Source organism: Labrenzia sp. THAF187b (genome assembly GCF_009363375.1).
Classification (GTDB): Bacteria; Pseudomonadota; Alphaproteobacteria; order Rhizobiales; family Stappiaceae; genus Roseibium; species Roseibium algicola.
In genome coordinates, this window is the sequence record NZ_CP045345.1 from 35,106 (window position 1) to 61,903 (window position 26,798).

Here is a 26,798-nt window from a genome sequence, read left to right on the forward strand (position 1 = left end):
GCATGACCCCACCCGCTTACGATTTCGTCATTCGAAATGGCACCCTTGGCGATGCCCGAGACCTCGCCGAAGGCGACATTGCTGTCCAGAATGGACGGATCGCCGCAATCGGCCTCAACCTACCCAAAGGGAAAGAAGAAATCGACGCAAAAGGACAGATTGTTCTGCCGGGAGGGGTCGATACACACTGCCACATCGAACAGATGTCGGGCGCAGGTATCATGAACGCAGACACCTTTGAAACTGCGACGCGATCCGCGCTTTTCGGCGGCACCACCAGCACTGTTTCATTCGCGGCCCAACATCCGGGCATGCGCATTCGCGACGTGCTTTCGGACTATAGTGCGCTGGCTGCTGCAGGAGCCATGACCGACTACGCGTTCCACATGATCGTTGCGGACACTTCCGGTGAGAATATCGAAGATCTGAATCAGGCCATTTCCGAAGGGCATCGCTCCATCAAGATCTTCACCACTTACGACAAAGTTCGTCTGCAGGACATGGAGATCCTCGCCACACTGCGTACGGCGAAAGAAATGGGAGCCCTTGTCTGCGTTCACGCCGAAAACGATGCCATGATCCGCGAAGCCACAGCCCGGCTTCTTGCAGAAGGCCGCACGGCACCGAAAGACCATGCAGCATCGCACCCGCGCCTCGCCGAAATCGAGGCTGTGGAGCGCATGTGCCGGTTTTCCGAACTGACCGGCGCAAGGGTGATGATCTTCCACATCTCAACCATCGAAGGCATCGCAATCGTGCGCAATGCGCGCGCACGCGGTGTGAACATTCACGCGGAAACCTGCACGCATTATCTTTTCCAGACGGAGGACATTCTGGATCGCGCGGACGGGGCCAAATTCCTCTGCAGCCCGCCGCAGCGGACACAAGCCGACCAGGACGCCCTCTGGGTCGCCCTCGGCCGGGAGCTTGAAATCGTGACGTCGGACCATGCCCCATACCGGATGGACGAAAGCGGGAAGTTCCGCCACGGCCGCGACGCGCCATTTCCCAAGATCGCCAACGGGCAACCCGGGCTGGAGCTTCGGTTGCCGCTCCTGTTCGATGCGATGGTCTCCGATGGACGAAAGGGCATCGCGCAGTTCGTCGAACTGACATCGTCTGGCCCGGCACGTATATTCGGCCTGAAGACGAAGGGCGACCTGATCACAGGAAAAGACGCAGATCTCGTGATCTGGGATCCGGAGCGGTGTCATACGCTCCCCGACGCCCTTCATGACAATGTCGGCTACAATCCCTTTGCCGGTCAGGAGCTGAGAGGCTTCCCGCACACGGTCGTGCGCCGGGGGGAAATCGTCGTTCGGGACGGCCGGCTTGAGGCACAACCGGGAAGCGGTCGCTGGCTCAATATGAGTTCACCGGGATAAGAGCAAGCCCGCACAGGCTTGATGCCAGGAAAGAGAGACAGAACAGGGAGGCAGGTCAGCCGATCTCGAACCCTGCACGCAGCGCTGTATCGGTGACATGGCTGCGCATAGCGGACCGGGCGCCCTCGGCGTCGCCCTTGCGCAGCTCTACTATAATTGCCATCGCACGCCTCCAGAACATCGAAAAATCAACGACACGTCGATACCTCCACATCGGTCCATGAAAAGTTTGCGACGGATCCGTCCGAATCCGGCTGAGAAGTCTCCGCCTTTGGTGCTGTTCTTCCCAGCCACTTATCATCCATTTGAATCCGTTCCTTCGCATCGATTCCAATCATTCATTGGACCGCTGTTCGGAGATCTTCGACACTGCGGTCATGGAACCTGATGACGATCTCCTTCTCCTCAGACGCGTGGATCCCGGCCGGAACATGAACCGGTTCTACCACCTGTCGGTCGAACCCACCCTTTTCGGCGGGTTTGCGGTTCGCCGGACATGGGGACGCCTGGGCACCTGGGGTCGAACGCGGCTTGATCTGTTTGCGGATGTGTCATCGGCTCTGGTCCATCAGCAGAAGCTGGCGGCACAAAAGCACAGGCGCGGGTATCGCCCGGAATGAGGCGGTGGCGTTGTGCCCGATCCCTGATCCCTGCCCCCTATTCCATGGGGGCTTCCTCGGGCAGATCACTCAATCAGACGTCACAGAATCCCCCAGGCCCTGTATCTGTCTCGGCCTGTGAGCTCGCGGGGGAGCGCGGGGCCGAGTTGGCGGATCATGCGGTCGACGGCGGCGGCGGTGACACCCAGGTCCTGGCGGGCCATGGGAATGGTCACCAGGGTACTGTCACAATTTGTACTGAGGAAGTGGAGCGTGCTGCAGGTTCCGCTCGGAAGCTGTCCCGGTCAAACAAGTATCTGTTTGTTTCCGGACCGCTTCCGATCGCTCTTATTGTGGTGTGAGCGATACTTGAAGTGCGACTTCAGCGGTTTGCAAAGGTAAGGGGCTGCAGGCTTCGTGCAGCCAATTTGCTGTGTCCGCCGTACAATACGGCCCAAGTGCCTGTTCCACCTGTTCATGATATCTGTTCAGCCAAGCTATTTCGCCCGCAGTCAGCCGATCTAGACGCAGTGCTTCCGTCTGTATTGGAACCCAGGTAAGGTTAGCAAATTCTAGGAACCCGTCTTCGGCTTCGATGATCTCGAACAGGTTCTCAATGCGGATGCCATAATGACCGGGCTCGTAATGCCCTGGCTCGATGGACATTATCATTCCATGTGCAAGATCTACCGGGTTGTGCGGTTTGCCGATGCGCTGCGGCTGTTCGTGTACAGAAAGGCGATGACCGATGCCGTGGCCGGTGCCGTGATCGTAATCAAGTCCAAGGTCCCAGAGTGGACGGCGGGCAATAGCATCGATATGGTGTCCTTGAGTCCCTTTAGGGAATCGTAGTGTCGCCAACGCAACGAATGCCTTGAATACAGCGGTATATGCTACCGCGTAGCCCTTCGGTAAGGTCCCAAAGGTGAAAGTACGTGTGGCATCTGTGGTTCCGGTCTCGTACTGACCGCCACTGTCAATCAGATAACACGATGAAGGAAGGATCGGCGCAGATGCGACCGGATCAGCTGAGTAATGACACATAGCGGCGTTACCACCGGCGCAAGAAATTGTTTGAAAACTCTCCGACAGGAAGCTGGAACGCGATTTGCGACAATTCAGGATTCTTTTTTCTGCTTCATACTCGCTCACTGGATTGCCGGCTGCTGCCCTGTTCGGGACTGCTTTCTTCAGCCAGGCTCCAAACTCGACCCAGGCAACACCGTCCTCAATATGGCATGCTCGGATGCCCTCAAGCTCGGCGCCGTTCTTGCGCGCTTTGGTCAAAGTCATCGGGCTACGCCGCGCCACGGGCTCGGCCTTAGCCGCAATAACGGCCTGACTAACGGCAGCCGGCGAGAAATCCGGGTCAACCAATACTCTCGCGCCGGCGCGTAATTTCTCGTTCAGTACATTCAGAAAGGCGTCTTTCGAATGCACAGTCAGCCAGCCGGGCAGCGTATCTCTGAGACCACCCACGAAATTGTCCGCGTTGACAAACCAGTGCCCCTTACCCTCACGCTCCAGCAAAAAAAACGACAGCGGCATCGGATTGAAGGCAACGTCGTCGCCGCGCACGTTTAGAAGCCAGCAAATGTTGTCCGGCTGGGAGTCTACCAGCAGATCGATACCGTCCTTCTCCAAAACAGCGATCAGCCCGGCGCGCTTTTCGGTCGCCGAGAGCCCCGCGAACTGCATCGGAAAGGCGCTGATGAGGCCTGCGGGCTCCGCGGGCTGGTCGTGCCAGACGGCATCGACCGGATTGCAGTCGACCGGCATCAGCTTCGCCCCGGCGCGAGCTGCTGCAGTCTCGAATCGTGCCACCCAGGCGGGAGGCAGCAGCATGGCGTCATAGCCGATGCTCCAGCCGGGGTCGGCCACGACGCCGAGCCAGCTTTCCGGCGGGCTCTCATGGAGATGATCCCGGTCGATCAGCCCAGCCGGACACTGGTTCTGCGCCTGTACCGTATAGCGGCCATCGACGAAGAGGCGCACGCCGTCCACGGTGACGATGGCAACACCCGCCGAGCCGGTGAAGCCGGTAACGAAGGCAAGGCGCATGTCATGTGGAGCGATATATTCGCCCTGATGTGCATCGAAGCGCGGAACGATCAGGGCGTTCAGGCCGCGGGAAGACATTTCCGCACGCAGGTCGGTAAGACGGCCGGCAATCACGGCACGGGTCGTTTCAGGCATTCTCGATCTCTTCGGCATGGTGACAGGCAACCGAGCCGCGGCCCTCAACGGTACGCAGCAACGGCAAATCCGTGGTGCATTTCGGGGTCATGTGGCGGCAGCGGACATGGAACGGGCAGCCGGGAGGAATATCCATCGGCGAGGGCAATTCCCCTTCGAGATGGATTTTCCTGCCCTTGTCGTCCGGATCAAGCGAAGGCGCGGCGCTGAGCAGCGCCTGGCTGTAGGGATGCATCGGCCTTGCGAACAGGGTCTCGCTGTCACCGATCTCGACTATCCGGCCGAGATAAATGACGGCGACCCGGTTGGAAACGTGGCGCACCAGGCGCAGATCATGGGCGACGAACAGGATCGTCAGGCCGAGACGTTCCTGCAGCTCCAGCAGCAGATTGACGATCTGCGCCTGCACGGAGACATCAAGCGCGGAGACCAGCTCGTCGGCGATCAACACCTCCGGCTCGACGGCAAGCGCCCGGGCGATGGCAATACGCTGGCGCTGGCCGCCGGAGAACTCATGCGGCAGTTTCTCCAGCGCGTCGTGCGGCAGCTGCACCAGATCCATAAGGCGTTCCAGTCGCGCCGGGACCTCCGCCTCGCCGCACATCCTGTGCACCAGCAGGGCTTCTTTCAGGATCTGCCCGGTGGTCATGCGGGGATTGAGCGAAGAATAGGGGTCCTGGAACATCATCTGAACCCGGCGATTGTAGCTCCGGTCCCGCGGCACTCCGGCTGCAAAAATATCCGTGCCGTTGAACCGGATCTCGCCGTTCTTCGGCTGGTAAAGCCGCACGATACAGCGCGCGAGGGTCGACTTGCCGCAACCGGATTCGCCGACAACGCCAAGGGTTTCTCCCCGGTGCAATTCAAGCGAAACCCCGTTCAGCGCGTTGACATCCCGCGGCGGTCGCCCCGCGACAACGTCAAGCACGCCACACTTGCCCTTGAAGGTCAGGCTGACATCGCGAATTTCCAGAACCGTATCGCTCATGCCGCCGCTCCATCGCGTTTTTCGATCCTGTTGAAACAGGCAAGCGCCCGGCCGTTTCCGGTCGGAAGAAGCTCCGGCCGGGTTGCTTCGCATTCTTTCGTCCGGTTGGGGCAGCGCGGTGCGAAGGCGCAGCCCTCAGGCAGCGCCAGAAGGCTCGGCGGCGTTCCGGGGATCGAATAGAGCGGCGTTCGCGGCGGGACATCCTGCGGCACCGAGCGCATCAACCCGACCGTATAGGGATGCTGCGGTGTCTTCAGGACGGAGTGCACCGTGCCTTCCTCCACGATCCGCCCGGCATACATCACCGCCACCTGATCGCAGGTCTGGGCGACAACACCAAGATCGTGGGTCACCAGGATGACACCCATGTCGAAATCCTTCGCCAGCGACAGGATCAGGTCGAGGATCTGCGCCTGGATGGTGACGTCGAGCGCCGTGGTTGGTTCGTCCGCCAGGAGCAGCTTCGGCCGGGCGGCGAGCGCAATCGCAATCATCACCCGCTGGCGCATGCCGCCGGAAAACTGGTGCGGATATTCGTGGAGCCGTGAGGAGGCCGCCGGAATGCCGACCAGATCCAGCATCTCGATGGCCCGCTTGCGGCGCTCGGTTGCCGGCATCCTTGTGTGAGCCTTCAGGGTCTCGTCGATCTGAAGTCCGACCGTCAGCAGCGGGTTGAGCGAGGTCATCGGTTCCTGGAAGATCATCGCGATCTCGCCGCCGCGGATCTTCCGCAGTTTTGTCTCCGGCAGCTCGACCAGATTGTCGCCGCGCCACTGAACCTTGCCCGTCGTGCTGCCGTAGCGCCGGGTGAGGCCGAGGATCGAACGCAGCGTCACGCTCTTGCCCGATCCGCTTTCGCCGACAAGGCCGAGGACTTCGCCCTTGCCGAGCTTGAAGCCGACGTCGCGGACGGCTGGGATCGACAGGCTACCGGCCTTGAAGGTGGTTGAGAGGCTTTCCACCTCCAGAAGGGGGGTGTGAACAGAGGTCAGGATCATCCGCGAGGCCTCAACAGATCCGCCAGACCGTCGCCGATCAGCGAAAAGCCGAGCCCGGTCATGACGATAGCAATGCCCGGCATCAGGCTCAGCCACCAGGCGGTGGTGATGAAATTGCGCCCTTCGGCGATGAGTACACCCCATTCGGCCTGGGGCGGCTGCGCCCCGAGGCCGAGATAGCCGAGGGACGAGCCGAGCAGGATGGCGAGCGCCATGTCGGTCATCCAGTAGACGATGATCGGCGTGATCGCGTTCGGCAGCAGATGCCGGAAAATGATACGCCGGTCGGAATAGCCCATGACGATGCCCGCCGACGCATAGTCGTTGGCCTTTTGCGAGATCACTTCCGCCCGCATCAGCCGGGCGTAATAGACCCAGTTCACCAGCGTGATCGCGATATACATGTTGGTGAGCCCCGGCCCGAGCACTGCGACGATGGCGATCACCAGAACCAGAAACGGAAAGGTGATGACCGCATCGACGACGCGGCCGAAAACGAGATCCGCGACACCGCGGTAATAGCCGACCAGCGCCCCGACGACGACGCCGATGACAAGGGCGAAGACGGTGGCAAAAAACGCCATGCGCATGTCGACGGAATAGGCCCAGATGACGCGGGAAAAGGTATCCCGCCCCAGCAGGTCCGTGCCGAAGATATGTTCCCAGCTTGGCGTCTGGCGCACCGCGACATAGTCGATCTGATTAGGATCGTAGGGCGCAAAGAGACCCGGAAAGAGGGCAAGCAGGGTGGAAAAGCCGATGATGCCGACACCGGTCATGAAGCCGGGTTTCGACAGGGCCTGCTTCAACAGGCCCGGCTTTTTCATCGGGGCCGCACCCGGGGCAAGAGTGATATCGCTCATGTCAGGCGCATCCTCGGGTCAAGCCAGCTCTGGAAGAGGTCGGTCATAAGAAAGACCAGCGAAACCAGCACCGCAAAGGTCAGGGTCAGACCCTGGATCAGCGGATAGTCGCGCGCGAAGATCGCCTCGAGCATCGACCGGCCGACACCGGGCACGGCAAAGACCGTCTCGGTGACAAGCGTGCCGCTCATCAGCTGACCGATGGAAAGGCCGAGCAGCGTCACGGTCGAGATCAGCGCGTTTTTCAGGACATGCCGGCCAAGGATCAGCCGGTTTGGCAGGCCCTTCGCCCGGGCGAACTGCACATATTCGGCATCCAGCACTTCGATGATGGCAGAGCGCAGGTTCCGCATCAGGATCGCGGAGGTGTAGAGCGCCACGGTCACGGCCGGCAGAAACAGGTGATAAAGCCGGTCCGCGAAGGTCTCGCCATAGCCGCCGACTGGAAAAAGCCGCAGCTGCGCCGCCAGGAACGTCAGCAGGATCAGTCCGATATAGAAGACCGGCATGGAAAGGCCGACCTGGAACACGGCCCGGATGAGGTTGTCCTGCCATTTGCCGCGATTGACCGCTGCCAGAAAGGCGAGCGGTCCGGCGATCAGGATCGACAGCGTCACCGCATAGAGGGTCAGGAAGATCGTTGTCGGCAGCCGAGCCAGGATCACGTCGAGCACCGGCGCGCGCAACAGAATGGACCGCCCGAGATCGCCCTGCAGCGTGTTCTTCAGAAACAGCCAGAACTGGGTCCAGAGCGGGGCGGTCAGGCCGAGCTTCTCGCGGATCGCGGCGATATCGGCGTCGGACGCCTTGTCACCCGCGATCGCGATGGCCGGATCGCCGGGAAGAAGGCGGACAAGAAGAAAAATGATGATCATCACCAGAAGGAAGGTCGGGATCATCAGAACCAGCCGGTTCAGGGTGTATTGCACACCAGCCATATTGTTTTGCCGTCATTTGCCGAGAAGGGTTCGGAAGGCCCGGGTGCCAGTGGGACGGACGTCCGGGCCTTCCGCTCTTGGGAGGAACGCGTGATCGGCAGAACTTCAATCGAACCTGTTTGAAGTTCTGCCGAACGGAGGATGCTCTAGCGTTCCAGCGAAGCCTTTTCGAAGATGTTCGCGCCGAGCGGCGTCTGGACGTAACCGGAGACCTTTCCGGACACGGCGACCGCAAACGGCGTCTCGTACATGAACAGGAGCGGAGCTGCATCCGCGTAGAGTTCCTGCATCTGACGGTACTGGTCGGCGCGCTTTTCCGGATCCATCTCGGTGGAAGAGGCTTCGTAAAGGGCATTGAAGTCGGCATTGTCCCAGCCGGTCCCTACCGCCTTGCGCGTCGGGAAATAACCGAGCCAGCCGGTCACCTGGCTCGGGTCGGCGACGTCATCCACCCAGCCATAGGTGTGGATGTCGAACTCGCCCGAGCGGTTCTTGGCGCCGCGTGTCGGCCCGTCCACCTGTTCAGCGACGAGATTGATGCCGAGCGGCGCCCACATCTGCTGCAGGGCTGCGAAGATGGTGGCGTCGTCCGCGGACCCCGCCAGCGTTGTCAGGGTGATTTCCGTTCCCGGCGCAAGTCCCGCCTCGGCGACCAGCGCCTTGGCTTTCTCGATGTCGAAGCCGTAGAGCGGGTTCATGTCGATCGCCAGCGGTGTGGACGACGACATCAGAGGCGAGGACATAGGCTTGCCGGCACCCTGCAGGACGAGCTGGATCAACGCGTCCTTGTGGGTGGCGTAGTTGAGTGCCTGGCGTACGCGCTTGTCGGCAAGCGGGTTCGGCGAGCCGTCGGCGCGGGTCTCGCGGGTGTTGATCGGCGAATAGATGATCCGGGTCGACGGAAACAGATACATGTTGACCGCGGGATCCGCATCCAGCTCGGCAACGCGCGAGAACGGGATGAACTCGGCGATATCAACCTCGCCTGCCGTCAGCTTGAGAATGCGGGTGGCATCGTCCGGAATGTCCTGGAAATGCACCTTGTCCAGATAGGGCAGCGGCTTGCCGTCCTCACCCATCTTCCAGTAGTGCGGATTGGCGGAGAACGTCATCGACGATCCCTGCTCGAAGCCGCTGAGATAGAACGGGCCGGAACCGACGCCGGGACCACCGGCTGCGAAGAGCGCCGCGGACTTTTCCTGGTCGGTCGCACCCGGAGCGGCCTCAAAGGCCTTTTTGGAGACGACCGCCGAATTGAACGTCGCCAGCATGGAGAGCAGCGCCGGGTCGGGATTGGCAAGCGAGATGGTGATGGTCTTGCCGTCTGCCGTCACAGAGGAAATCGCCGAGAAGAGATCCGACCAGGGCCCGAGATCCGGGTTCCTCGCCCGGTCCAGGGAAAACACCACATCCTCACCCGTCAGCGGGCTGCCGTCGGAGAATTTCAGGCCGTCGCGCAGGCCCAGTGTGATCGTCTTGCCGTCGGCGGAGACTTCATGGCTTTCCGCCAGCGCGCCGGTGATCGCACCGCTTTCCGGATCGCTTTCCAGCAGCGTCGAGAACAGGCTGCCCACCATCCAGATATCCGGATTGCGGTCTGCATAGATCGGATCGACAAGCTTCGACCCGTCGTAGCGGGCGAATTCGAGGGTGCCGCCGCGTTCGACCGCGCTTGCGGCCTCATATGTGAATACGCTCAGAGCCGTGCTCATTGCCAGCACGGTGGCAAATGCTGCCGCCTTCATGGTGTGTCCTCCCAGATGCACATGTCATGAGGCTCCGGAGCTTATCCAAACGGAATGCCGCCGCAAGACATTTTTTAGTCAGACTTTTGTTTTTGCAGCTTTTTTGAACCAATATTAAACTTCGATTTTTGCTCAAGTATATGAAATTATGGAGTAATTGGAATTTAAGGGAGATAATTTTGTGCTTAAAAAATTTTTAGCATAGTTAAAGTCACTTTCCGATACGACTGGTGTTTACTGTCTCCGGCGGGTATAAGACGCTGCCGAAATGGAGAAAAGCAATGACGCTGAGCGAACCAACAGCCACAGGACAAGCGGACCAGGACACGCCTAACTACGGTCCCATAATACGGCAGCGGCGAAAGGCTCTCGGCATGACTCTGGACGACGTCGCCAAAGCAACCAATCTGACGATCGGGTTCCTGTCACAGGTGGAACGAGGCATTTCATCGCCGTCGCTTTCCTCGTTTCAGAGGATAGCTGGCGCTCTTCAAACTAGCCTGGAACAACTGATCAAGTTGCCCGAACCTTATTCAGAGTTCGTTTCGAAGGACAATCGTCAAACTTATGTTCTCGGAAAATCCAAACGGCTCTATGAAAAACTCGGGCCCGGTTTTCCCGGTGCACTTACATATCCGTGCATCATTCATCGCCCACCTGGGCACATTTCCGAACATATGAAGCACGAAGGCGAAGTCTTCTGTTATTTGTTGGAAGGTAGCCTAGAATACCACCTCGGTGACAAAGTCTTCATCATGAGACCCGGCGACAGCATTCACCACGACACATCTAAACCGCATTATTCGAAAGTTTTGGGTAATGAAACGTCGTCGGAGCTTTGGGTTAGCTCTACACCAATCAACTATTCAAAGAGTTGATATTCAAGTACGGATGACGCGTGTTCGCAGGTTCTGTCGCAAAAATTTTGCGTGTGACGAATAGCGGTCTTTGCGAAAACGAGAACGGGGTATGCAGGGATTTCGGTCGCCGAGCGGATTGCAACGTTTCCTGTATGTCTTCTCCGCGGTTCGAAATCTCTTCGTTCCACCTCGCTCGAAATCTTCATCCCTCACCATCCATCTGCATCGGATCGGCGCCATCGCACATTCGAAAGCCGTCTTCTACTCCAGGAACCGACCTCTTCCCTGTGCCAGATCCAAATCCGCGGCTGCGTCGCCTTCAACCCACTGCCGTAACGCCGCCATCTTTTTCTCCAAGACAAACATCAAGACTGTGTCAGCAGGAGCGGCAGCATACGAGTGCATAATCCACTGGCATCTTCTGATTGCACTTACTATGATACCACCACTCAGTTTCCAACTTCTCCAAGAGTGAACTGAGTTTGGAGAAAGGCATGTCCGCAAGCTCGCTTCAGGCCCCGGTTCTCTCCCTACAGGGACTGGGGTCGCTCCGATACAGGCTTCAGCTAAACCACGCTTACTCTTTCCTCAGTAGCCTGCTTTTTCTGGTGTCGGAATGCCAGGACATAGAGCACATCGACCGCCGGTTCATAGCGGTAGAGGGACACATAGCCTGAATCCCCAAAGGTAATCAGCAACTCACGCAGCTCAGGCAAATCAGGGTTAGGTCGGCCAAAGTCGGGGGGCGTTTCCAGTAGCAAGAATTGGCGCTCGATGGCCTGACCCGCTCGCCTGCCAGCTTCCGAAGACTTGACTGCAAGAAACCGTCGACATCGTTCCAAGCCGAGCGCCGCGCCTTCGGTAACGATTACTCGTGGCACTCAGGCACCGTCTTTTCCTCTTCGTTGCCCTAGGTGTTCAACCTGGTGCGCACTTCCTGTCCGGTCAGATGCCGTCCGGTTTCCTGATAAGTCGACCGGGAAGCTAAGGCTTCCTGCTTGAGGCACTCACAAGCCTCTTCCCTCTCGAAGAATTGCCGGATGGCTTCAAGCATGATCCAGTGCGGCGAGCGGCGGCGCTTAACAGCGAGGTATTGGACACGGCCTTTCAGCACATCGTCGATCTTGAGCGACGTTGCCATTACAACCCTCCTATTACTTGGTGATCCCTAGTGATTAACTTGCCCGTTCATTGCAGTCCGTCAAGTGTCCGTTAGCCGGTGATACAGAACATAGTCCGGCAACCTGTTTGAACGACGGATGTTCGGACAATAAACTAGGCGGACGGGACGACGGACAAAGACCGTGGAAATGGCTCTGATCGGTTACGCGCGGATATCGACGGCGGGACGGGAAACAGCCCTTCAGACGGATGCGCTGCCCAAAAGCAGGTTGCCCGCGGGTATTCGAGGACATTGCCTCTTCGGCCAGGGCCGATCTGCCTGGTTTGGACGATGCACTGTCTTACCTGCGCGAAGGCGGCGTGCTGGGAGTCTGGCGGTTGGATCGGCTCAGCCGCTCGATGCATCACCAGATCGAGACGCTAAGCGCGCTTGAGTCGAACGGTGTCGGTTTCCGGTCTCTGGCCGAAAACATCGACTCCACAACCCCGGGCGGACGGCTCACCTTCCATGTATTCGGTGCACTGCGCTAGTTCGAGCGCGGCCTGATTTTGGAGCGCAGCAAGGCTGGGTTGACTGCTGCCACTGCGCGCGGACGAAAAGGTGGCCGCAAACCGGTCGTCAAAGCTGGCAAGCTGCAACGAGCTAAGGAACACCTCGCCAATGGGCTGAACGTCCGCTGTCAGTCCTTTTTTGTTTGTGTTGAAAAGCAACAATGACGAGCAGCGCGTGTTCGCTGCGTTTGCCCAAAACTCGAAGAAGTCTGTGACGACCGCAGCTCGTCTTATTGGAACGGATGCGAAAAATTCGGTCGGGAAAAGTTTGGGAAGTCACTTGGCATGTGGTAGTGGCATGAGAAAAGCATCGCCCATGCCCTCCGCTGGCTGGACATCCATCAGCGCCAGAACCGAGGCGGCGATTCCCAGTTGGGACAGCTCCGCCCCCTTTTCAGGGCCTTCAGCATCCGAAAACAAATAGAACGGAACTTCGGTTGCAGCCAGTGCCGTTCCACCGTGCCAGTGGTCTGATGTCATACCGTGGTCTGCGGTGATGATGACATCGTAGCCGAGATCGCGCCACACAGGTATCGATCGCGACAGCGCATTGTCGATGTGCCAAATCTGGCGGCGATATTCTTTGCTGTCACCGCCAAACGTATGTCCCAGCGTGTCGGCGGAGCAGGAATGCAGCAACATGTAATCGGGCGCGTGCCGTTCCATCATCAGCGTCGTTTGTGCGCAAAGATCGATTTCGGCGGGGGCACAGGCGTTCAAGGGGCCGTAGCCCTCCATAGAATAGAACCGGGCGGCTTGGATATCTGCATTGTCATCCAGATGCTCGATGGAGCGCAACGAATCCCACGGTTGTCCGACGTAGAGTTGGTGAAAGTAGGATTGCGCCACCGCGCCCGTGCGCTTGCCGGCCGCGCGGGTCAGAGAAAAAACGTTGGGTGAGGAGGATGCGCGCATCCCATCATTCGAGACGATACCATGATGATGCGGCCAAAGGCCGGTGTGTATGGTTTCGTACATTGGCCCAGAAAGGCTGGGCAGTGCTGTGCGCATCTTCCACCGACGTGCCTGCCCAAGCGCGACAGCTCCTTCGAGCCAGCCGCATTCGGAAAGGGCCGCGTTGTAGCCGGCACCGTCCATGATGACGAGTAGAACGCGGGTCATGCAACGCGCCCGCAATGTCTGTCGACCAGCCGCTGCACCATCGGTGCAAAATACCAGAAGTCGGGCGTTTCCATCCCCGCGACCTTCCCTGCCTCGTCAAGATAGCGAACTCCGATGATCTCCTTGAGGTTCGGGTTCTTCTCGAACTCGGCCACTTCCTCGGGCGACATCGGGCCACCTTGCAGGTTCAACGAATGGATCGAGGCTTCAGACAGGCGCTTGAAATACTCTGGGCGGGTCGCGCAGAGGTAACGCTTTGCCGCGACGTGGTATCGGCAGCAATCGGTCACGACAGAAGGAAAGTACCGCTCTAACACCTCGGCGCCTGCGTCTTCATGATGCCGATCCTCGGTGTCGTCCATCGTGAAGGTCCCGAATTCGCTGGTGAAATGGCCGATGTCATGCAGTAGCGCGCCGACGATGATTTCTTCGGATTTGCCGCTGCGCTCGGCGATCGTGGCGCCCTGCAGCATGTGTTCGCCCATTGTCACGGGCTCCCCCAGGTATTCCTCACCGCCGCGCCGATCAAATATCGAGCCGATGAAGGCGACAATGGTTTCGGCGGTTAGGTTGTTGATATCAGGTCTCATTCCGCGGCCTCCAGCACGTCCTCGCGGCACATCGCGTCATAGGCGGACCGCAGACCGTCCTTGTCGGCGTAGCAGCCTTGCAGCCAGCGCGTTCCCTCACCGGAATAGCCCTTGCGTGCGTGGAGCACGCGCGTGTTGTCAACGACAAAGGCCTCGCCCGGTTCCAATCGGAAAGTCACTTCCATAGCCGTATCGTCGATGATCTCGCCCAGCCGGCGATAGGCGGCATAATAGACCTCCATCTTGTCGAAGGGCACATCCGTCACCGCAGCGAAAGAGCGGTTGTTGAAGCGGATACCGATAAGTTCACCGTCTGGTGCCAATTCGATCATCGGGCGACGCGAGGTCAAGCAAACGCCTGCCTCACCAGCATACTCGAACCGCGCGCAATGATTGGCCAGCAGGTCAAACCCCTCAGGGTTTTCCTCACGCAGGCGCAGTGCCGCGGCGAACCCGTCGACCACCATGTTCTCGCCTCCGGCGGCAGAGCTTTCGAGGCAGTAGAGAACCTGAATCGTCGGCACCGGGTCGCGATATGGATTGTCGGTATGCGCCTGAAGCTCGAGGCCCGTGAAGGCGAGGTTGGTCGGGTTTACCTCAGTCCGCACCTCGAAGTGGCGGCCATAGTTCGTTTCGCGCACGTAGCCGAAAAGATCGACGATCCGAAAAAGCGCCCCTGTTTCAACTGGCGCGTTCACGACCTTGGCGAAACCACGGCGGACAATCTGCCCCAGCCAGTCGCGCAACGGCGCGCCGCCTTGTTGCAATTGGGCAAAGTCGCCGCACGGCACGGCGTCCATCAATCCAGCATCCCAAGGCTCGACCCCATCGGGAAGCCAGCCCCGCGCAACTGACCTTGGGTGCCGGTCATACGCATTTGCTGCAAGCCAAGCGGGATCGAAGCGAACGGTTTTTTCCTCCGGCACAAAACGGACATGAAGCGCGCCGTCCGGCGTGATCTCGGCCGTTGCAATACGGGTCTCGGCCGGGATTTCGCGCAAGGCAATCAATCGCTGCCCGTTCCCAGGAGCACGTGTTACTGAATCTTGCGCGTTGTCACGCAGCCAGATCGCATGAAAACGGTGCGGGCCAGTGGCGATTTCAAGGGTCAGAAAGGTTCCGGACGGATCTATAGCGACTGACGGCATGGGAGTCCCCAAAGGTTAATTTCGACTGGGCTGGAGTTTCTCAAGCTCAACAGATAATTTCAAATCAGGAATCTATAGCCTGAGGCATCGTTTTACTTATGAAAAGGGATCGTCTTCCACCACTGGAATGGATCCGCGCTTTCGAAGCGGCGGCGCGGCTTGGCAGTTTTACCGCCGCCGCCGGAGACGTTGGACTGACGCAGGCAGCAGTCAGTCAGCGGATCGGACAGCTGGAGAAACAACTTGGCATCCCCCTGTTCCACCGTCAGGCGCGGGCAATCTCTCTGACTGTTGAGGGCGAAGCGTGGTTGCCCCATGTCCGGCTTGCGCTGGAAGGGTTGCGCGACAGCACCGAGGCGGTTTTCGGCACGGGACATCGACGCCTGACACTGTCCGCCAGCCAGACCATCATCGACCTGTGGTTGCTTCCAAGGCTGGGTCGTTTGCAAACCCTTACGAAGGCAGAAATCTCGATCCAGTCGATGGTTATTGGTACACATGACGCCCCGCAGGACGACGTCATTCGCATCCGCTATGGAACGGGCGACTGGCCGCACACGTATCGCGCCCGGCTTTATGCCGAGGAAATCTCCCCGGTGGCCGCTCCGTCCCTGATGGCCAGCACCGGGCATTGGACGACGTGGCCGCGCATCTCCTGCGCCGGTCAACGACCCGGCTGGCATGACTGGGCTACTGAGTTCGCCATCCTGACTACCCCATTGCCCGACCTACGCTTTGACACCCATCTTTCGGCTCTTGGCGCGGCGAAGGCGGGGCTGGGCGTTTTTCTGGCATCGCTGCCTTTGTGCGCGGAGGCCTTGTCATCGGGTGCGTTGGTCCGCTTGGACCCCGGGGCTCTTTCTCATCACCGAAGCTATTGGCTGCTCGCCAGCCCCCAAGCGGTGACACGCGACCAATGGAAGGCGATTACAACTGCAATCATCAATTCTGATTGAGAAATCGGAATTGAGCAGTCATTCGTCGGCTAGCAGCATCAATTGGTTTGGGCTCAGAGCCGACCTCCGATGCTCCGCAGCATCAGCTGAATTTTAGCTACGGGTGGCCACACGAACGACCCATAGCCACCATTCGTTGTGTTGGATCTCGTCGCAGTGCTGCCTTGCTGAACCGGCCATTCACCCGTCTCACGCCTTTGCACGGTGTCGAGGTCGGAGCTGCGAACACTTCTGCCAGTCGCCGAAAAGGTGTGTGTGATTTTGCTTAGCCAAGGAAACGCTAGAAGCAGATATCGCATCCAGATCATGAAACCTTGGTGTCGGGAGTTCGCAAAGGCTGCTTAATTCCCGATCTCCAGGTGTCATGGCCAAGCATTCGCCGCCTGAAGGGCACTCCCCAAAAGGCAGATCTGTCCCAATTTGGGAGCGGCTCTAAGGCTTGAATAATTTTTCAATTCCGAAGAACATCGTAAGCAGATCGTTCTGTTCACCGACGCTCCACTGAACGGCAAATTCGAAGCCCTTCCTGAGTCTCAGCATGGCTTCAAACCGGCGATGGATTTTCTGGCTGAATTGAACGAACGGAAATCGCCGACCTTCGGCATGTTCTTCTTCACCCTGAAATGATCGCTCTCGATACCTGTTGCAAATGCTTGGTCGGCATTGCCAACTTGTCGTCGCCTGCAGTGGAGTTTAGGCGGTCTTCATGAAGATATCATCTGAGATGCTACGCTTGAAAGACTACCGGTTCCCTCGCGAAGTCGTCGCTTACGCTGTTTGGGTCTACCACCGGTTTGAGCTGAGCACGGCGGATGTAGAGGATCTGCTCGCCGAGCGGGGCGTAATCGTCCGACACGCAAGCGGGAGAAGATTTTTGGCCGGTTCAAATCGCCCCGCCAAGATCAACGGTTTCTGTCCGCCCACGATCAGATCAACACGATCTTCCGGCCGGGCCGATACAAACTGTCCGCGCCCTCATACCGGCATGCAAGAGCTGATGCGTTCGACATATGGGAGGAATACGCCGTCGAAATGAACGCCTGAAATCCGTCCAAGACGGGACTCGTACTGGCTGCCCAAAACAACTTGGCAATGCCGTGAATTCTTCTACAGCTTGAAGGAAGCACAGATCCTGACTGAACAATGGAGAAAACATTACAATACCAAGCGTCCACACAGCGCCTTGGGCTACCGACCACCGGCAGCAGAAACTATCGCCCGGATGGACCAAAGCCCAGTCGTGCACTAACAATCAAAATGGACCACTCAGGTGGGGTTGATCAAAATTCTGACGCGTGTTTGAGGTTCTATGTCAAAATTGTGAGTGTTTTGATAGTAATTAGACCTTACTAAGGGTACTTAGCCTCGTAACTATTGATCAAGATTCATGTAGGTAAATCTTTTGTCTTTCCTGTTTCGAGGAGCTTTTGCCTTTCATAGGCTATGTTCCACAAGTTCGGAGCGTGGTATTCTTCCGGATTCGCGCAAAACACAGCAATATCGAGCTCCGACATCTCTCTCATTTCCATCGCCGGAAATTCTTTCTTTAATTTTGTTTTTAACGCCCGTATCTCGGCCGTAGAGTATCCGTGAATCCAATATCGTCGTTGACCACTATCAAAAGCCAATCTAATTTTCGAAATGTGGTCCCAAACGCTCAAAAAGCGGAGACTATCCATCAAGAGCAGCTCCTCGAATAAAAGTTCACCAATTCATTTCGCTAACCTTATTCTATACCCAAACACCCGTTCGGATTGTGCGGCAATTTGATCGTTCTTTTGTTCTCTCGGAACGGGTTTTGGTCGGTGATCGGGCATTCGAACTCCACGGCCAGCTGAAACCCAACGTTCGTCGCTTTAAGCCAACCTCAACGGGAGAGGACCGAGTCCACCGCCAGTCCCAGCTTGTCGACAATCAGGTCAATGGTCTCTGCGTCGACATTGTAAGGCGGCGCGAGCAACACGTGATCGCCCGAGACGCCATCGATAGTGCCGGCTCCTGGATAGACCATAAGGCCAGCGGCCATCGCTTCCTTCTTGATCGCCGCGCCGATCCGTCGCTCGGGCGGAAACGGCGTCTTGGCATCGCGATGCTCAACTAGTTCGACGGCCTGCAGAAGTCCGCGCCCGCGCACATCGCCCACATGGGGACAGCTGCCGAAACGCGCCTGAAGCCGCTCCTGCAGTTGCGCGCCACGCGCACGCACATTGGCAAGCAGGTCATCGTCGCGAATGACCTGCTGAACCGCAAGCGCTGCCGCGCATGCGAGTGGATGGGCCGAGTAGGTGTGCCCATGTACGAAACCGCCGCTGCCCTTGACGATGGTGTCATAGACATTCGCTGTGCACATCACAGCCGCGATGGGCTGATATCCGCCGCCCAGTCCCTTGGCGAGCGTCAGGATGTCCGGCATGACATTCTCCTCTTCGCAGGCGAAGAATGTGCCCGTCCGGCCAGAGCCACACATCACTTCATCAAGGATGAGAAGCACGCCGTAGCGGTCGCAGATTTCGCGTATGCGGCGGAAGTAACCGACTTCTGCTACCACTGCGCCGGCCGTTGCCCCCACCACAGTCTCCGCCAGAAACGCCACGACATTTTCCGAACCGAGCTCAAGGATCTTGTCTTCCAAAAGGTTCGCCGCGCGCAGGGCGTAGTCTTCCACGCTCTCGCCTTCCTTCGCATAGCGATAGGCAAAGCAGGGCTCAATCTTCGGCTCTTCCAGAAGTAAGGGGCCATAGGGCTTGCGCCGTGGTGGGTTGCCTCCAACGGAAAGCGCTCCCAGCGTGTTACCGTGATAGCTCTGGTGGCGGGATATCACGAGCTTGCGTGACGCTTCTCCGTGCTCCAGGTGATACTGGCGCGCCAGCTTGATGGCCGCTTCAACGGCCTCTGAACCGGAGCCCACAAGATAGACTTTGTCGAGTGGCACGGAGCTTGCCGCGCACAGATGGTCTGCAAGCGCCTCGGCAGGTGCCGACGAGAAGAAGCCCGTATGGGCATAGCTGATTTCACTCATCTGACGCTGAACAGCCTCGAGAACGCGCACGTCCCCATGTCCTATGCAAGAAACGGCCGCACCGCCGCAGGCATCGATATAACGCTTGCCGTTCTCGTCGGTGATATAGGCGCCAGCCCCTTTCACTGCGAGTGGCAGCGGGTTTTTAGGGGAGCGATGAAACACGTGGGTCATTGGGACGTCTCTGTTATCGCACACGGCGGTGCGCGTGGTAGGAACCGGACGCATAAAGTTGTTCTTCGATGCGGCCGATCCGCTCAGTGGCCGTTTCCTGCAGCTCGGTCAGCATGGCCGCTGCAAGCCCCTCGACAACACCGACCGCAGATATGACGGAGGGGAAGAAGGAGGGGCTCTCTGCGGAGAACAGCAGGCAGGTGGAGGCGTGCGGCTGAAGAGGTGTGGCGCGGCTGTCGCTCAGACTGATCAGGCTCGCCCCAGACTTCCCGACAGCTTCAGCCACCATGTCGATCTCGCGCGCATAGGGCTGAAAGTTGATCGAGAGAACCGCATCACCCCCGGTAAGCATGGAAAGGTCGGCCACCAACGATGAACCTTCGCTGCCGAGAAACTCCACATTCGGGCGCAGCATCTTGCACAGATAGGTGAAGGTGAGGCCCGGTCCCCTGCAGCTCATGAAAGCGGCCACATATATGCGCTCGGCGTAGGAAAGAGTGCGCGCCGCCGCCGTGATGTCCTCAAGCGTATTACTTTCAAGCGCAAAGGCGAGGCACGCCTCCTGCGCGCGAAACGTTTCGGCCAGAAGCCCCGCTCCCCTGTCTTGCTGTACCGCCGCCACCGCCTTGTCGGCATAGCGGGCCGGGCCGGTGCGAAAACTGTCGGCATAGACCGCCCGCAATTCCGTCCAATCGGCAAACTCCAGCGTGCGCGCCAACCGCACCAGCGTTGCCGGCGCGATGCCGGCGCGCGTGGCGATTTCTCGCATCGAAAGGAGCACCACATCATCGGGATGATCAAGCAGATAGCGTGCGCCATCGGCAAGTCGACGCGGCAAGGCTTCCATCTCAGCAATCATTCGCTGGTTCAGGGTTTCAAGGGTAGGAGTCTCGGTCATGATGTCACCCGCTTATCAGGCTGGGCAACCACAGAATGGTCGCGGGGAAGACTATGAGTATGGCCACCGTCACCAAATCGGCAAACAGGAACCAGCCTACGCCACGGAAGACGTCGCTGACCGACACCCTGTCCGCAATGACATTTTTGATGACGAACACATTGAGCCCGACAGGCGGTGTGATGAGGCCGATCTCCAAATATTTGGTGATCATCACGCCCGCATAGATGAGGCTGATGTCTGCGGTCTCGAAGATCGGCAGCAGAACGGGCAGCGTCAAAAGCATCACGCCGATCGGGTCGAGGAACATTCCCAGAACGAGATAGATCAGCGAAACGGAGATGATTATGAGCAGCGGCGACATGTCCTCGCCAATCAGTCCCTGAACGTAGTCAGGGAAGCCGGCGAAGGCGAAGAGGCGCGTCAGCAGCGCTGCGGCCACGGCGATCAGGAAGATGGCCGAGGTGGAGCGGATGGTCTCGAAGGCAGCGTCTTTCAGCGCCTGCCAGGAGAGCGTGCGCTTTGCAAGACCGATGACGATAGCCGCCAGCGCACCAATTGCGCCTGCTTCCGTTGCTGAAAAAAGGCCGGCAAAGATGCCGCCGAAAACGGTGATGACCAGCAGGAATAGCGGCCAGGTCTCGCCGAGTGCCATGAAACGCTCACGCCAGTCGACACTCATCTCGCGCGGAGCTAGCAGTGGATTGTACTTGACCCGCATCAGGATCATCAGACCGTACATGAGTGCGGTGAGCAGACCCGGAATGACCGCGCCAATGAACAGTTCGCTGACCGGCACTTCGGCAAAAACGGCGTAAAGCAGCAGGATCGTGCTCGGTGGAATGAGCGAGCCCATGGTGCCGGCAGCTGCGATGGTGCCAACTGCGAGCTTTGCGTCATAACCACGGTCGAGCATGGCGGGCACGGCAATCTTGCCCATGGCCGCCGCACAGGCGACGGAGGAGCCGGTAACGGAAGAAAAGAGCGCAGCACCGCCAACGGACGAGATTGCAAGGCCGCCCGGCAGGAAGTTCAGCCAGGCCCGCGCCACGCGGAACAGGCCGTCGGTCAGGCCAGCCGAGAAGCAGACATAACCCATGAAAAGGAACATGGGGATGGCGCTCAGGCTCCAGTGCGCGGCAAACGCATGCGGGACCGAGCGAAGAACCCCCCAGGTTGCCCGATCGCCGACCAGGACAAACATGCCGACAATGGCAACAAGGCCAAGCGATGCTGCAACGGGAACGCGCAACGCCAGAAGGAACAGGAGGGCTCCAAGCGCCCAGTAGACGAGTGTGATGCTATCCACGGTAGGCTCCTAGATGTCGTCGCTGGTTTCGACTTTGGCCGTGGCGGCACGGCCAACGAAGCGCACGGCCCTGACAAAGCAAAGAACGGCCGTCAGGAAGCCCGCTACCGGTAGGAAGAAACGGGGCGGCCAAGTGATAACGGGGATCATACCGATGATAAACTCGCCCTGCCGATAAGCGCGCATGGCCTGCTCGAAACCGGCATAGGCAATGAGCGCGAGGAATACACCGAAACATACGAGTGCAATCGCGTCGAGTACGGCCTGCGCACGGGGACCGAGCCCCTGGTAGAGCAAGTCGACTGCAATGTTTTCGTTGCGCCATTCCACATTGAGCAGCGGCAGGAAAATCAGCGCCGGCATCCACCAGTCCGAAACAATCTCCAGCGTTGAGGGCATCGGCGTTCCGAAGAGGTAACGCCCGCCGACATCAAGGCATATCTGGAACATCATGACGACGAGGCAAGAGCTCGCTGCCGACGCGAGAATGCACCCCAACCTGCCCAAAAAGACATCGATTTGTTGCATGAATAATCCGGAGTTTCAGAGAGAGAGAGAGGGGGCGGCGCTCATGAAGCTCCGCCGCGACCGGCTCAAAGGCCGTATTCGTTTTCCGAAAGCTTGTCGAAGATCTCGGTCTTCATGCGCTCGGCAAACGCCTCGCCGGAAAGACCGGAAGCCGTGATCTCTTCCCATTTGGTAAGCGAAGCCTGATAGCTCTCAATCAGCGCTTCTGCATTCTTGGCGCCGTAGACGTCCTGCGCCTTCTTGACGATGGAGGCGATGTCCTGACTGTTGAAAGCGGCAATTTCCGTCTCCAGCACTCCCGGCTTGTCGAAAACCTTCATGCCATGGTCGGCAGCTTCCGCCTTGGCGTCTTCGTTCTGGGCCACATAGGCGTTGGTGGTCGCCACGATTGCGTCCGCCATCTCGTCGAGCAGTACGCGACGGTTTTCAGCGCTAAGCTCTATCCAAGCGTTCTTGTTGAAGGCAAGAAGCGGACCGGAATTGTAGACGCCGAAGCTGCCGAGCGTGATAGTGTCGGCCACATCCCAGAGCGAATGCGTCTTCAGCGATGCGGCAGGCTGCATGGCGATGTCGATCATGCCCTTGTCCAGAGCTTCGTACATCTCTGAGCTGGAGGTATGCACGACGGTCGCGCCAGCCTCGCCGATCCAGCGATCCCAGGCGCCACCGGGCGAACGGATGCGCTTGCCAGCCACATCGCTGGTTTCGGTCACGTGTTCCTTGCTGATCAGCGCATAGGGCGCAGTCGCGTAGCTACCGGTGTATACGACGTTCTGCTTGGCAAATTCGTCAATGCAGGGCGCACAATTGAGCAGCGTGAACTCGGTCACGGCAGCAGCAACGGCCAGTGAATCGCCGCTCATCATGGCGAGTTCTGCAACTAGCTGGCTGGTGGGCAGCTGGGCCGGGTTGTAGGTGAGTGCCAGAACGGAAGCATCGGCAACACCGTCGCCAAGGCCCGTCAGCGTTTCCTTTCCACCCAGCAGCGCGCCACCGGAAACAAGTTTGAAAGTTACGTCACCACCGGAGGCCTTGGACACGGCCGAAAAGTAGGTTTCATAGCCGGCAAAGATCGTCGGATGCGACGGCGCGACCCATGAGCTGACGGTCAGTTCAATGGCGGCCGCGCTGACGGTGCTTGCTGCAAGGCCGAGCAGGGCGGCAGTAATTGTCTTCTTCATGTTTCCCTCTGTTCTGTCAGGTTGAAGCGCTCCCGAGGCACATTTCGGAAGGTCAGTTGTGAAACGTCAGCCATGGCTGGCCCCAGCGTTTCGCAAGACTGGATGACGTCGAACCGGCTGCCAAAGGCAGCGCGGAAATGGTTTTTCGCCTTGGCGAGAAGTACGGGCACCGTGTCGATATCGATGCCGTGGAGGCGGAAATAGGCCGTGTCGTTGGGCGACTGGCAACCCGTAGTGATGATGACCCTCAGGCCATTGACGCCGATCAGCGCGGTGGGGCCGAGATCTACCGGCATACCGCGTTCCATCGCGTCTTCGTTCCGGAATCTGCCATCGGTGACACAGAGCACCTTGGCCATGCAGCATAGTGGTTCGCCGAACCGGTCGTCGAGCCGTCCGCCCAACGAGACTTTAAGCATCGCGCCGACGCCCATAGCATGGGCTTTCGCCACCAGATCCGGATCGCAGAAGAAGGCCAAAACGCTACCTTCCGGCAGGTCGGCTCGAAGAGCTTCGGTGCACAGGCCCGGCGTGTCGCCAATGCCGCCGGACAGGGGATTGTCAGAAGGTTCGAGAAACGCGATGCGCTCGCCGCTCGCCCATGGACGGGCCGCGAGCGCCTCGTGCGCCGACGGCAGGTCCGGCCGAAACCGGGCCTGCTGCGATAGCATAAAATCCGCAATCTCATCCGCCAGCGCTGCGCCTTCGGCTTCGTCCAGACAGGTTACCAGCACGCCGGCATCGGCAACGGGCACATCCGCATAGGCAAAGCTTGCGTAGGGGTAGGCGGCGGGGAACGACGCTGCGACGGCGTCCGGCGCAAGGGTTTGCGCCTTCGCCTCAATGTCGCGCATCGGGCCCGGCCCGTCTGTGCGCATGTTGAAGCTCGGCAAAATGCGTCCGATCCGGCGAAGGATCACGCGCGGTTTCAGTCCGCCTGTCACCATGCGGGCGAGCATATCGAGTGCTGCCTGCGCCGTCTCGACCATGTCCACATGGGGGTACGTGCGGTAGATAGTTGCCGCGTTCAACATGTCCGCCAGTTCAGGTGCGATGCAGGCATGCATGTCGAAGGATGCAGCAATCGGTAGATCGGGAAATCGCTGGCGCAGGGCTTTGACAAGCGACAGCTCTGGATCGAGATCTGTCGTTCCGATGCATGCGCCATGAAGCGAAAGATAAAGTCCGTCGATGTCGTCAAGCGATGCATCGTCAATGAGTTCCTGCGTCAGCCGCTCGAGCAGCGCCTGGTCGACCGGGCCGGCGGGCGCTGCCGAAGCACAACGGGAGAACACCAACTCGATGTTACCACGCTGCTCGGACCAGGCGAGCGCACCGCCCAATTCCGTGGAGGTGCCCCGGTACAGTTCGCGGGCTTCTTCACCGCGCACCCATTCGCGGGCCTGAAATTGCTCCAGGCGGGTCTCGCAGACGGAGAATGAGTTTGCCTCGTGCCAGAGCCGGGCGACGCCAATACGCATATCGTTCCCAATGAAAAATTGAAACAATTGTTTTATTGTTGTTAAAATAGCGCATTTGTTTTGTCAAGTTTAGCCGAAGGCTTGAACTTTGATTTTCCTCGACACCAGTATGATCTCGGAAACGCTAAATAAAGCGCCAGAACCAGGTGTAGTGGCGTGGTTGGTACGTCATGACGCGGAGCTGGCGTTGTTGACGGTTGTCATCGCCGAGATCGCGTTCGGGATTCAGAAAATCCGTCCGAATCAGCGCGCCGATCGCCTGGAATAAGGGCTTTCGGATTGGTGGCGCAGATTTGCAGATCGGATCATTGGACTGACTGAAGCTGCCGCATAGGCATATGGCGACCTCATAGTCGAGGCCGCCCGCAAGGGACGCCTGTTGATTTTCACTGAGAACTGGCTCTGACCCACTTTTGCTGACGTGTAGCTATTAGGATGCGCCAATCAATCGCGCCTGCAATAGATCGAGTTTTGCTCGCCCGTACATTTGGCGTTTGTTGAGCTTCAGACGCGTGATCTGTCCCTCCGTTTGCCCATTCGACCAATGAGAGATGAAAGCGTTCCGAACGGCGTCGATATCCTTTTCGACGCCGTTGGCGAAAGATGCGACTAAGCTGTTCTTGGCTGCTGCAAGCCAGTCATCAAGCCTGCATGCTGTCTTCGAGCGGATCATGGATTGAAAGTCGCCAATGGCATCGCGCGCGGCCACTAGTTCCGGAACACTCATTTCAATCGCCGCCACCAAGACTACCTCGGTCTTCGCCAATTCATCGCGTGTGGCAGTCATCAATCGAGCGATAACCCTTACTGATGGGGTTCGGGCAAATCCACTTTGGTTGGCCTTCTCTGCCAGCCGGCGGCGCTGCGCCCATTGTGAGACGACGCCACTTTGCCCTGGAAAGCCCTCCTCCCGCATCTCGCGCCAAAGTGCCAAGGCATTTCGAGCCCTTTCGTCCCAGCGGTTGTTAAACCACGCTAGTCAGCTATCGAGCGAACTTGGCCGTGTTCGAAAGACATCGAGGCGCTGGCCGCGTAATACGTCGCGGACAAGCTTCTGGCTATGACCGGTTTGCCGCACGATCTGCCGAATTGGGTTGCCCATTTTCGACAGCTCTCGAATCGCTTCATTCGTTTCCTGGCGGCGTAGATAACTCTCGTATTGCAACTTTTCCGCATAAGTCAAAAGCTTGGGGTCAATGACATTGCTGCCGACCGCCTGCCTGATCTGGCGCATTGACCTGCCGACAGCGTCAAGAAACGCCCGGCTGGAATTCTCCATCAGATGCCAACGGTCGGCGACCTGCTCTGCATCAGGCAGGGCCTTCGTGATGGCGTCGCCGTAGCCGCCACCCCGGTCACCAGCGACGATCGATATCGACTGATGTTGGGCAAGCCATGATCGAGACGTATCCAGCGCTCGATCTGGTAAGAGGGTAACAGGCCTCCGCCGTTCCAGATCGCAAACGATTGCGCCGTAGGTCTGGACGCGTCAAAAGGCAAAGTCATCAATACCTATGACAGTGAGTTCATCGCTGTGATCGGCAATACGCCGGCGAACCACGCGCAACAGTGTGTCGTTGCTCACTGGCATCATGAGGCGGTTGGCAAAGGCGGCAGCCGGTCTTCCGCCGAGGGCCAGGCCGAGATGGTGGACGATTGTTTCCAGCAGTTGGGTACGCCGACCATAGCGAGCCAATACGCCACCATCGAATTGTTCGCAGAAGATGCGCCGACTGCACAAAACTGAATCACACCAGAAGCGACGCACTACTATCGTTAACTGTACACGCGGACCACAAAGCGGAAGGTCAGAAGGTCGGCGCAAATATCGGCTTTGAACTCTTCAGCTCGGTCGCCCACAGTCCGGACATTTTCCCGAGCGCTGGCGCGATCGCAACTGGATTTGAACGCTATCCGCTACAACCTTCACTTCATCTACTGAAAAGCCATCAGGCGCGAGGCTTGCGCGCGGAAATCGATGTTACATAAGCTGATCCTCCGGTGAATCAGCAAAAGCCTGCCTTCCAACAGTAGCAAATATGATGCAGAGCCAATTCTCTCTGGAAATCAACATCATGCATCTCAAAACGTCGCCAAGTGCCATCAACCCGACCGATTTTTCGCGTACAATGAACTCTGTGGGGGA

At 58.6% G+C, this 26,798-nt stretch carries 24 protein-coding genes and 6 pseudogenes; 9 read left to right on the forward strand and 21 right to left on the reverse strand.

Annotation, left to right across the window (positions count from 1 at the left end):
* Nucleotides 1–2: 2 nt before the first annotated feature.
* Both hydA and FIV03_RS27985 read left to right on the forward strand, forming a co-directional pair.
* A complete protein-coding gene (gene hydA, locus FIV03_RS27980; protein ID WP_152512133.1) occupies nucleotides 3–1,385 on the forward strand; it encodes a dihydropyrimidinase in 1,383 nt (460 codons plus the stop codon).
* Between the two features lie 377 nt (nucleotides 1,386–1,762).
* On the forward strand, nucleotides 1,763–2,005 hold the full coding sequence (locus FIV03_RS27985) for a WGR domain-containing protein (RefSeq protein ID WP_152512134.1): 243 nt from the start codon (nucleotides 1,763–1,765) through the stop codon (nucleotides 2,003–2,005).
* 80 nt (nucleotides 2,006–2,085) lie between these two features.
* Here the strand turns inward: FIV03_RS27985 and FIV03_RS27990 are convergent, their stop codons facing one another.
* The 7 genes from FIV03_RS27990 to FIV03_RS28020 form a co-directional block, all read right to left on the reverse strand.
* Nucleotides 2,086–2,220 carry a helix-turn-helix domain-containing protein gene (locus tag FIV03_RS27990; RefSeq protein WP_286202333.1) on the reverse strand — a complete coding sequence of 45 codons (135 nt, stop codon included), beginning with the start codon at nucleotides 2,218–2,220 and terminating at the stop codon, nucleotides 2,086–2,088.
* Between the two features lie 112 nt (nucleotides 2,221–2,332).
* Nucleotides 2,333–4,180: an aminopeptidase P family protein gene (locus tag FIV03_RS27995; protein ID WP_152512135.1), complete on the reverse strand. Its 1,848-nt coding sequence runs from the start codon at nucleotides 4,178–4,180 to the stop codon at nucleotides 2,333–2,335.
* Entirely contained in the window at nucleotides 4,173–5,168 is a 996-nt protein-coding gene (locus FIV03_RS28000) for an oligopeptide/dipeptide ABC transporter ATP-binding protein (RefSeq protein ID WP_152512136.1), read from the reverse strand. The genes FIV03_RS27995 and FIV03_RS28000 overlap by 8 nt, the downstream gene beginning before the upstream one ends.
* Nucleotides 5,165–6,160, reverse strand: a complete 996-nt coding sequence (locus tag FIV03_RS28005; RefSeq protein ID WP_286202350.1) for an ABC transporter ATP-binding protein — start codon at nucleotides 6,158–6,160, stop codon at nucleotides 5,165–5,167. Before FIV03_RS28005 ends, FIV03_RS28000 begins: the two co-directional genes overlap by 4 nt.
* Nucleotides 6,161–6,162: 2 nt before the next feature.
* Nucleotides 6,163–7,029 carry an ABC transporter permease gene (locus FIV03_RS28010; RefSeq protein ID WP_173014028.1) on the reverse strand — a complete coding sequence of 289 codons (867 nt, stop codon included), beginning with the start codon at nucleotides 7,027–7,029 and terminating at the stop codon, nucleotides 6,163–6,165.
* The gene (locus tag FIV03_RS28015) at nucleotides 7,026–7,967 is read right to left on the reverse strand and encodes an ABC transporter permease (protein WP_152512138.1); all 942 of its coding nucleotides are present in this window, start codon (nucleotides 7,965–7,967) and stop codon (nucleotides 7,026–7,028) included. The genes FIV03_RS28010 and FIV03_RS28015 overlap by 4 nt, the downstream gene beginning before the upstream one ends.
* Nucleotides 7,968–8,113: 146 nt before the next feature.
* Nucleotides 8,114–9,712, reverse strand: coding sequence for an ABC transporter substrate-binding protein (locus tag FIV03_RS28020; RefSeq protein ID WP_152512139.1), 1,599 nt, complete (start codon nucleotides 9,710–9,712; stop codon nucleotides 8,114–8,116).
* 281 nt (nucleotides 9,713–9,993) lie between these two features.
* Between FIV03_RS28020 and FIV03_RS28025 the strand changes: the two genes are divergently transcribed.
* Together FIV03_RS28025 and FIV03_RS31960 are read left to right on the forward strand one after the other, a co-directional pair.
* The gene (locus tag FIV03_RS28025) at nucleotides 9,994–10,590 is read left to right on the forward strand and encodes an XRE family transcriptional regulator (protein WP_051990042.1); all 597 of its coding nucleotides are present in this window, start codon (nucleotides 9,994–9,996) and stop codon (nucleotides 10,588–10,590) included.
* A gap of 70 nt (nucleotides 10,591–10,660) precedes the next feature.
* A pseudogene (locus FIV03_RS31960) lies at nucleotides 10,661–10,831 on the forward strand (IS6 family transposase); the annotation flags it as partial.
* Nucleotides 10,832–11,138: 307 nt separating this feature from the next.
* On the opposite strand, the gene FIV03_RS28035 reads toward FIV03_RS31960, so the two are convergent.
* Nucleotides 11,139–11,453, reverse strand: coding sequence for a type II toxin-antitoxin system RelE/ParE family toxin (locus tag FIV03_RS28035; protein WP_081713154.1), 315 nt, complete (start codon nucleotides 11,451–11,453; stop codon nucleotides 11,139–11,141).
* Nucleotides 11,454–11,482: 29 nt separating this feature from the next.
* Complete coding sequence (locus FIV03_RS28040; RefSeq protein ID WP_152512140.1) at nucleotides 11,483–11,713, reverse strand: ribbon-helix-helix protein, CopG family; 231 nt, start codon at nucleotides 11,711–11,713, stop codon at nucleotides 11,483–11,485.
* 169 nt (nucleotides 11,714–11,882) lie between these two features.
* Between FIV03_RS28040 and FIV03_RS28045 the strand changes: the two are divergent.
* Nucleotides 11,883–12,372: pseudogene (locus FIV03_RS28045) on the forward strand (recombinase family protein); the annotation flags it as partial.
* 150 nt (nucleotides 12,373–12,522) lie between these two features.
* Here the strand turns inward: FIV03_RS28045 and FIV03_RS28050 are convergent.
* The 3 genes from FIV03_RS28050 to FIV03_RS28060 are packed head-to-tail and all read right to left on the reverse strand — an operon-like array spanning nucleotide 12,523 to nucleotide 15,106.
* Nucleotides 12,523–13,368: an alkaline phosphatase family protein gene (locus FIV03_RS28050; protein WP_152512141.1), complete on the reverse strand. Its 846-nt coding sequence runs from the start codon at nucleotides 13,366–13,368 to the stop codon at nucleotides 12,523–12,525.
* Complete coding sequence (locus tag FIV03_RS28055) at nucleotides 13,365–13,958, reverse strand: HD domain-containing protein (protein WP_152512142.1); 594 nt, start codon at nucleotides 13,956–13,958, stop codon at nucleotides 13,365–13,367. Before FIV03_RS28055 ends, FIV03_RS28050 begins: the two co-directional genes overlap by 4 nt.
* Complete coding sequence (locus FIV03_RS28060; protein WP_152512143.1) at nucleotides 13,955–15,106, reverse strand: TauD/TfdA family dioxygenase; 1,152 nt, start codon at nucleotides 15,104–15,106, stop codon at nucleotides 13,955–13,957. The genes FIV03_RS28055 and FIV03_RS28060 overlap by 4 nt, the downstream gene beginning before the upstream one ends.
* A 98-nt stretch (nucleotides 15,107–15,204) precedes the next feature.
* Between FIV03_RS28060 and FIV03_RS28065 the strand changes: the two genes are divergently transcribed.
* Nucleotides 15,205–16,062: a LysR family transcriptional regulator gene (locus tag FIV03_RS28065; RefSeq protein WP_152512144.1), complete on the forward strand. Its 858-nt coding sequence runs from the start codon at nucleotides 15,205–15,207 to the stop codon at nucleotides 16,060–16,062.
* 432 nt (nucleotides 16,063–16,494) lie between these two features.
* Here the strand turns inward: FIV03_RS28065 and FIV03_RS31965 are convergent.
* Nucleotides 16,495–16,703, reverse strand: a pseudogene (locus FIV03_RS31965) (DDE-type integrase/transposase/recombinase); the annotation flags it as partial.
* A gap of 65 nt (nucleotides 16,704–16,768) precedes the next feature.
* Here FIV03_RS31965 and FIV03_RS28075 point away from each other — a divergent pair.
* Nucleotides 16,769–17,106 (forward strand): annotated as a pseudogene (locus FIV03_RS28075) (hypothetical protein).
* Nucleotide 17,107: 1 nt separating this feature from the next.
* The gene (locus FIV03_RS28080) at nucleotides 17,108–17,311 is read left to right on the forward strand and encodes an integrase core domain-containing protein (protein ID WP_353622327.1); all 204 of its coding nucleotides are present in this window, start codon (nucleotides 17,108–17,110) and stop codon (nucleotides 17,309–17,311) included.
* Nucleotides 17,312–17,447: 136 nt separating this feature from the next.
* Here the strand turns inward: FIV03_RS28080 and FIV03_RS28085 are convergent, their stop codons facing one another.
* The 7 genes from FIV03_RS28085 to FIV03_RS28115 form a co-directional block, all read right to left on the reverse strand.
* The gene (locus tag FIV03_RS28085) at nucleotides 17,448–17,741 is read right to left on the reverse strand and encodes a hypothetical protein (protein ID WP_023000306.1); all 294 of its coding nucleotides are present in this window, start codon (nucleotides 17,739–17,741) and stop codon (nucleotides 17,448–17,450) included.
* 188 nt (nucleotides 17,742–17,929) lie between these two features.
* Nucleotides 17,930–19,255: an aspartate aminotransferase family protein gene (locus FIV03_RS28090; RefSeq protein ID WP_031269051.1), complete on the reverse strand. Its 1,326-nt coding sequence runs from the start codon at nucleotides 19,253–19,255 to the stop codon at nucleotides 17,930–17,932.
* A gap of 13 nt (nucleotides 19,256–19,268) precedes the next feature.
* On the reverse strand, nucleotides 19,269–20,153 hold the full coding sequence (locus tag FIV03_RS28095; RefSeq protein ID WP_023000304.1) for a MurR/RpiR family transcriptional regulator: 885 nt from the start codon (nucleotides 20,151–20,153) through the stop codon (nucleotides 19,269–19,271).
* A gap of 4 nt (nucleotides 20,154–20,157) precedes the next feature.
* Nucleotides 20,158–21,462, reverse strand: coding sequence for a TRAP transporter large permease (locus FIV03_RS28100; RefSeq protein ID WP_023000303.1), 1,305 nt, complete (start codon nucleotides 21,460–21,462; stop codon nucleotides 20,158–20,160).
* A 9-nt stretch (nucleotides 21,463–21,471) separates the two neighbouring features.
* Complete coding sequence (locus FIV03_RS28105; protein ID WP_081713155.1) at nucleotides 21,472–21,990, reverse strand: TRAP transporter small permease; 519 nt, start codon at nucleotides 21,988–21,990, stop codon at nucleotides 21,472–21,474.
* A 65-nt stretch (nucleotides 21,991–22,055) separates the two neighbouring features.
* On the reverse strand, nucleotides 22,056–23,171 hold the full coding sequence (locus FIV03_RS28110; RefSeq protein ID WP_023000301.1) for a C4-dicarboxylate TRAP transporter substrate-binding protein: 1,116 nt from the start codon (nucleotides 23,169–23,171) through the stop codon (nucleotides 22,056–22,058).
* The gene (locus FIV03_RS28115; protein WP_152512145.1) at nucleotides 23,168–24,652 is read right to left on the reverse strand and encodes a M81 family metallopeptidase; all 1,485 of its coding nucleotides are present in this window, start codon (nucleotides 24,650–24,652) and stop codon (nucleotides 23,168–23,170) included. Before FIV03_RS28115 ends, FIV03_RS28110 begins: the two co-directional genes overlap by 4 nt.
* Before the next feature lie 88 nt (nucleotides 24,653–24,740).
* Between FIV03_RS28115 and FIV03_RS28120 the strand changes: the two are divergent.
* A pseudogene (locus FIV03_RS28120) lies at nucleotides 24,741–24,983 on the forward strand (PIN domain-containing protein); the annotation flags it as partial.
* 99 nt (nucleotides 24,984–25,082) lie between these two features.
* Here FIV03_RS28120 and FIV03_RS28125 read toward each other — a convergent pair.
* Nucleotides 25,083–26,582, reverse strand: a pseudogene (locus FIV03_RS28125) (ISL3 family transposase).
* Nucleotides 26,583–26,798: the final 216 nt, after the last annotated feature.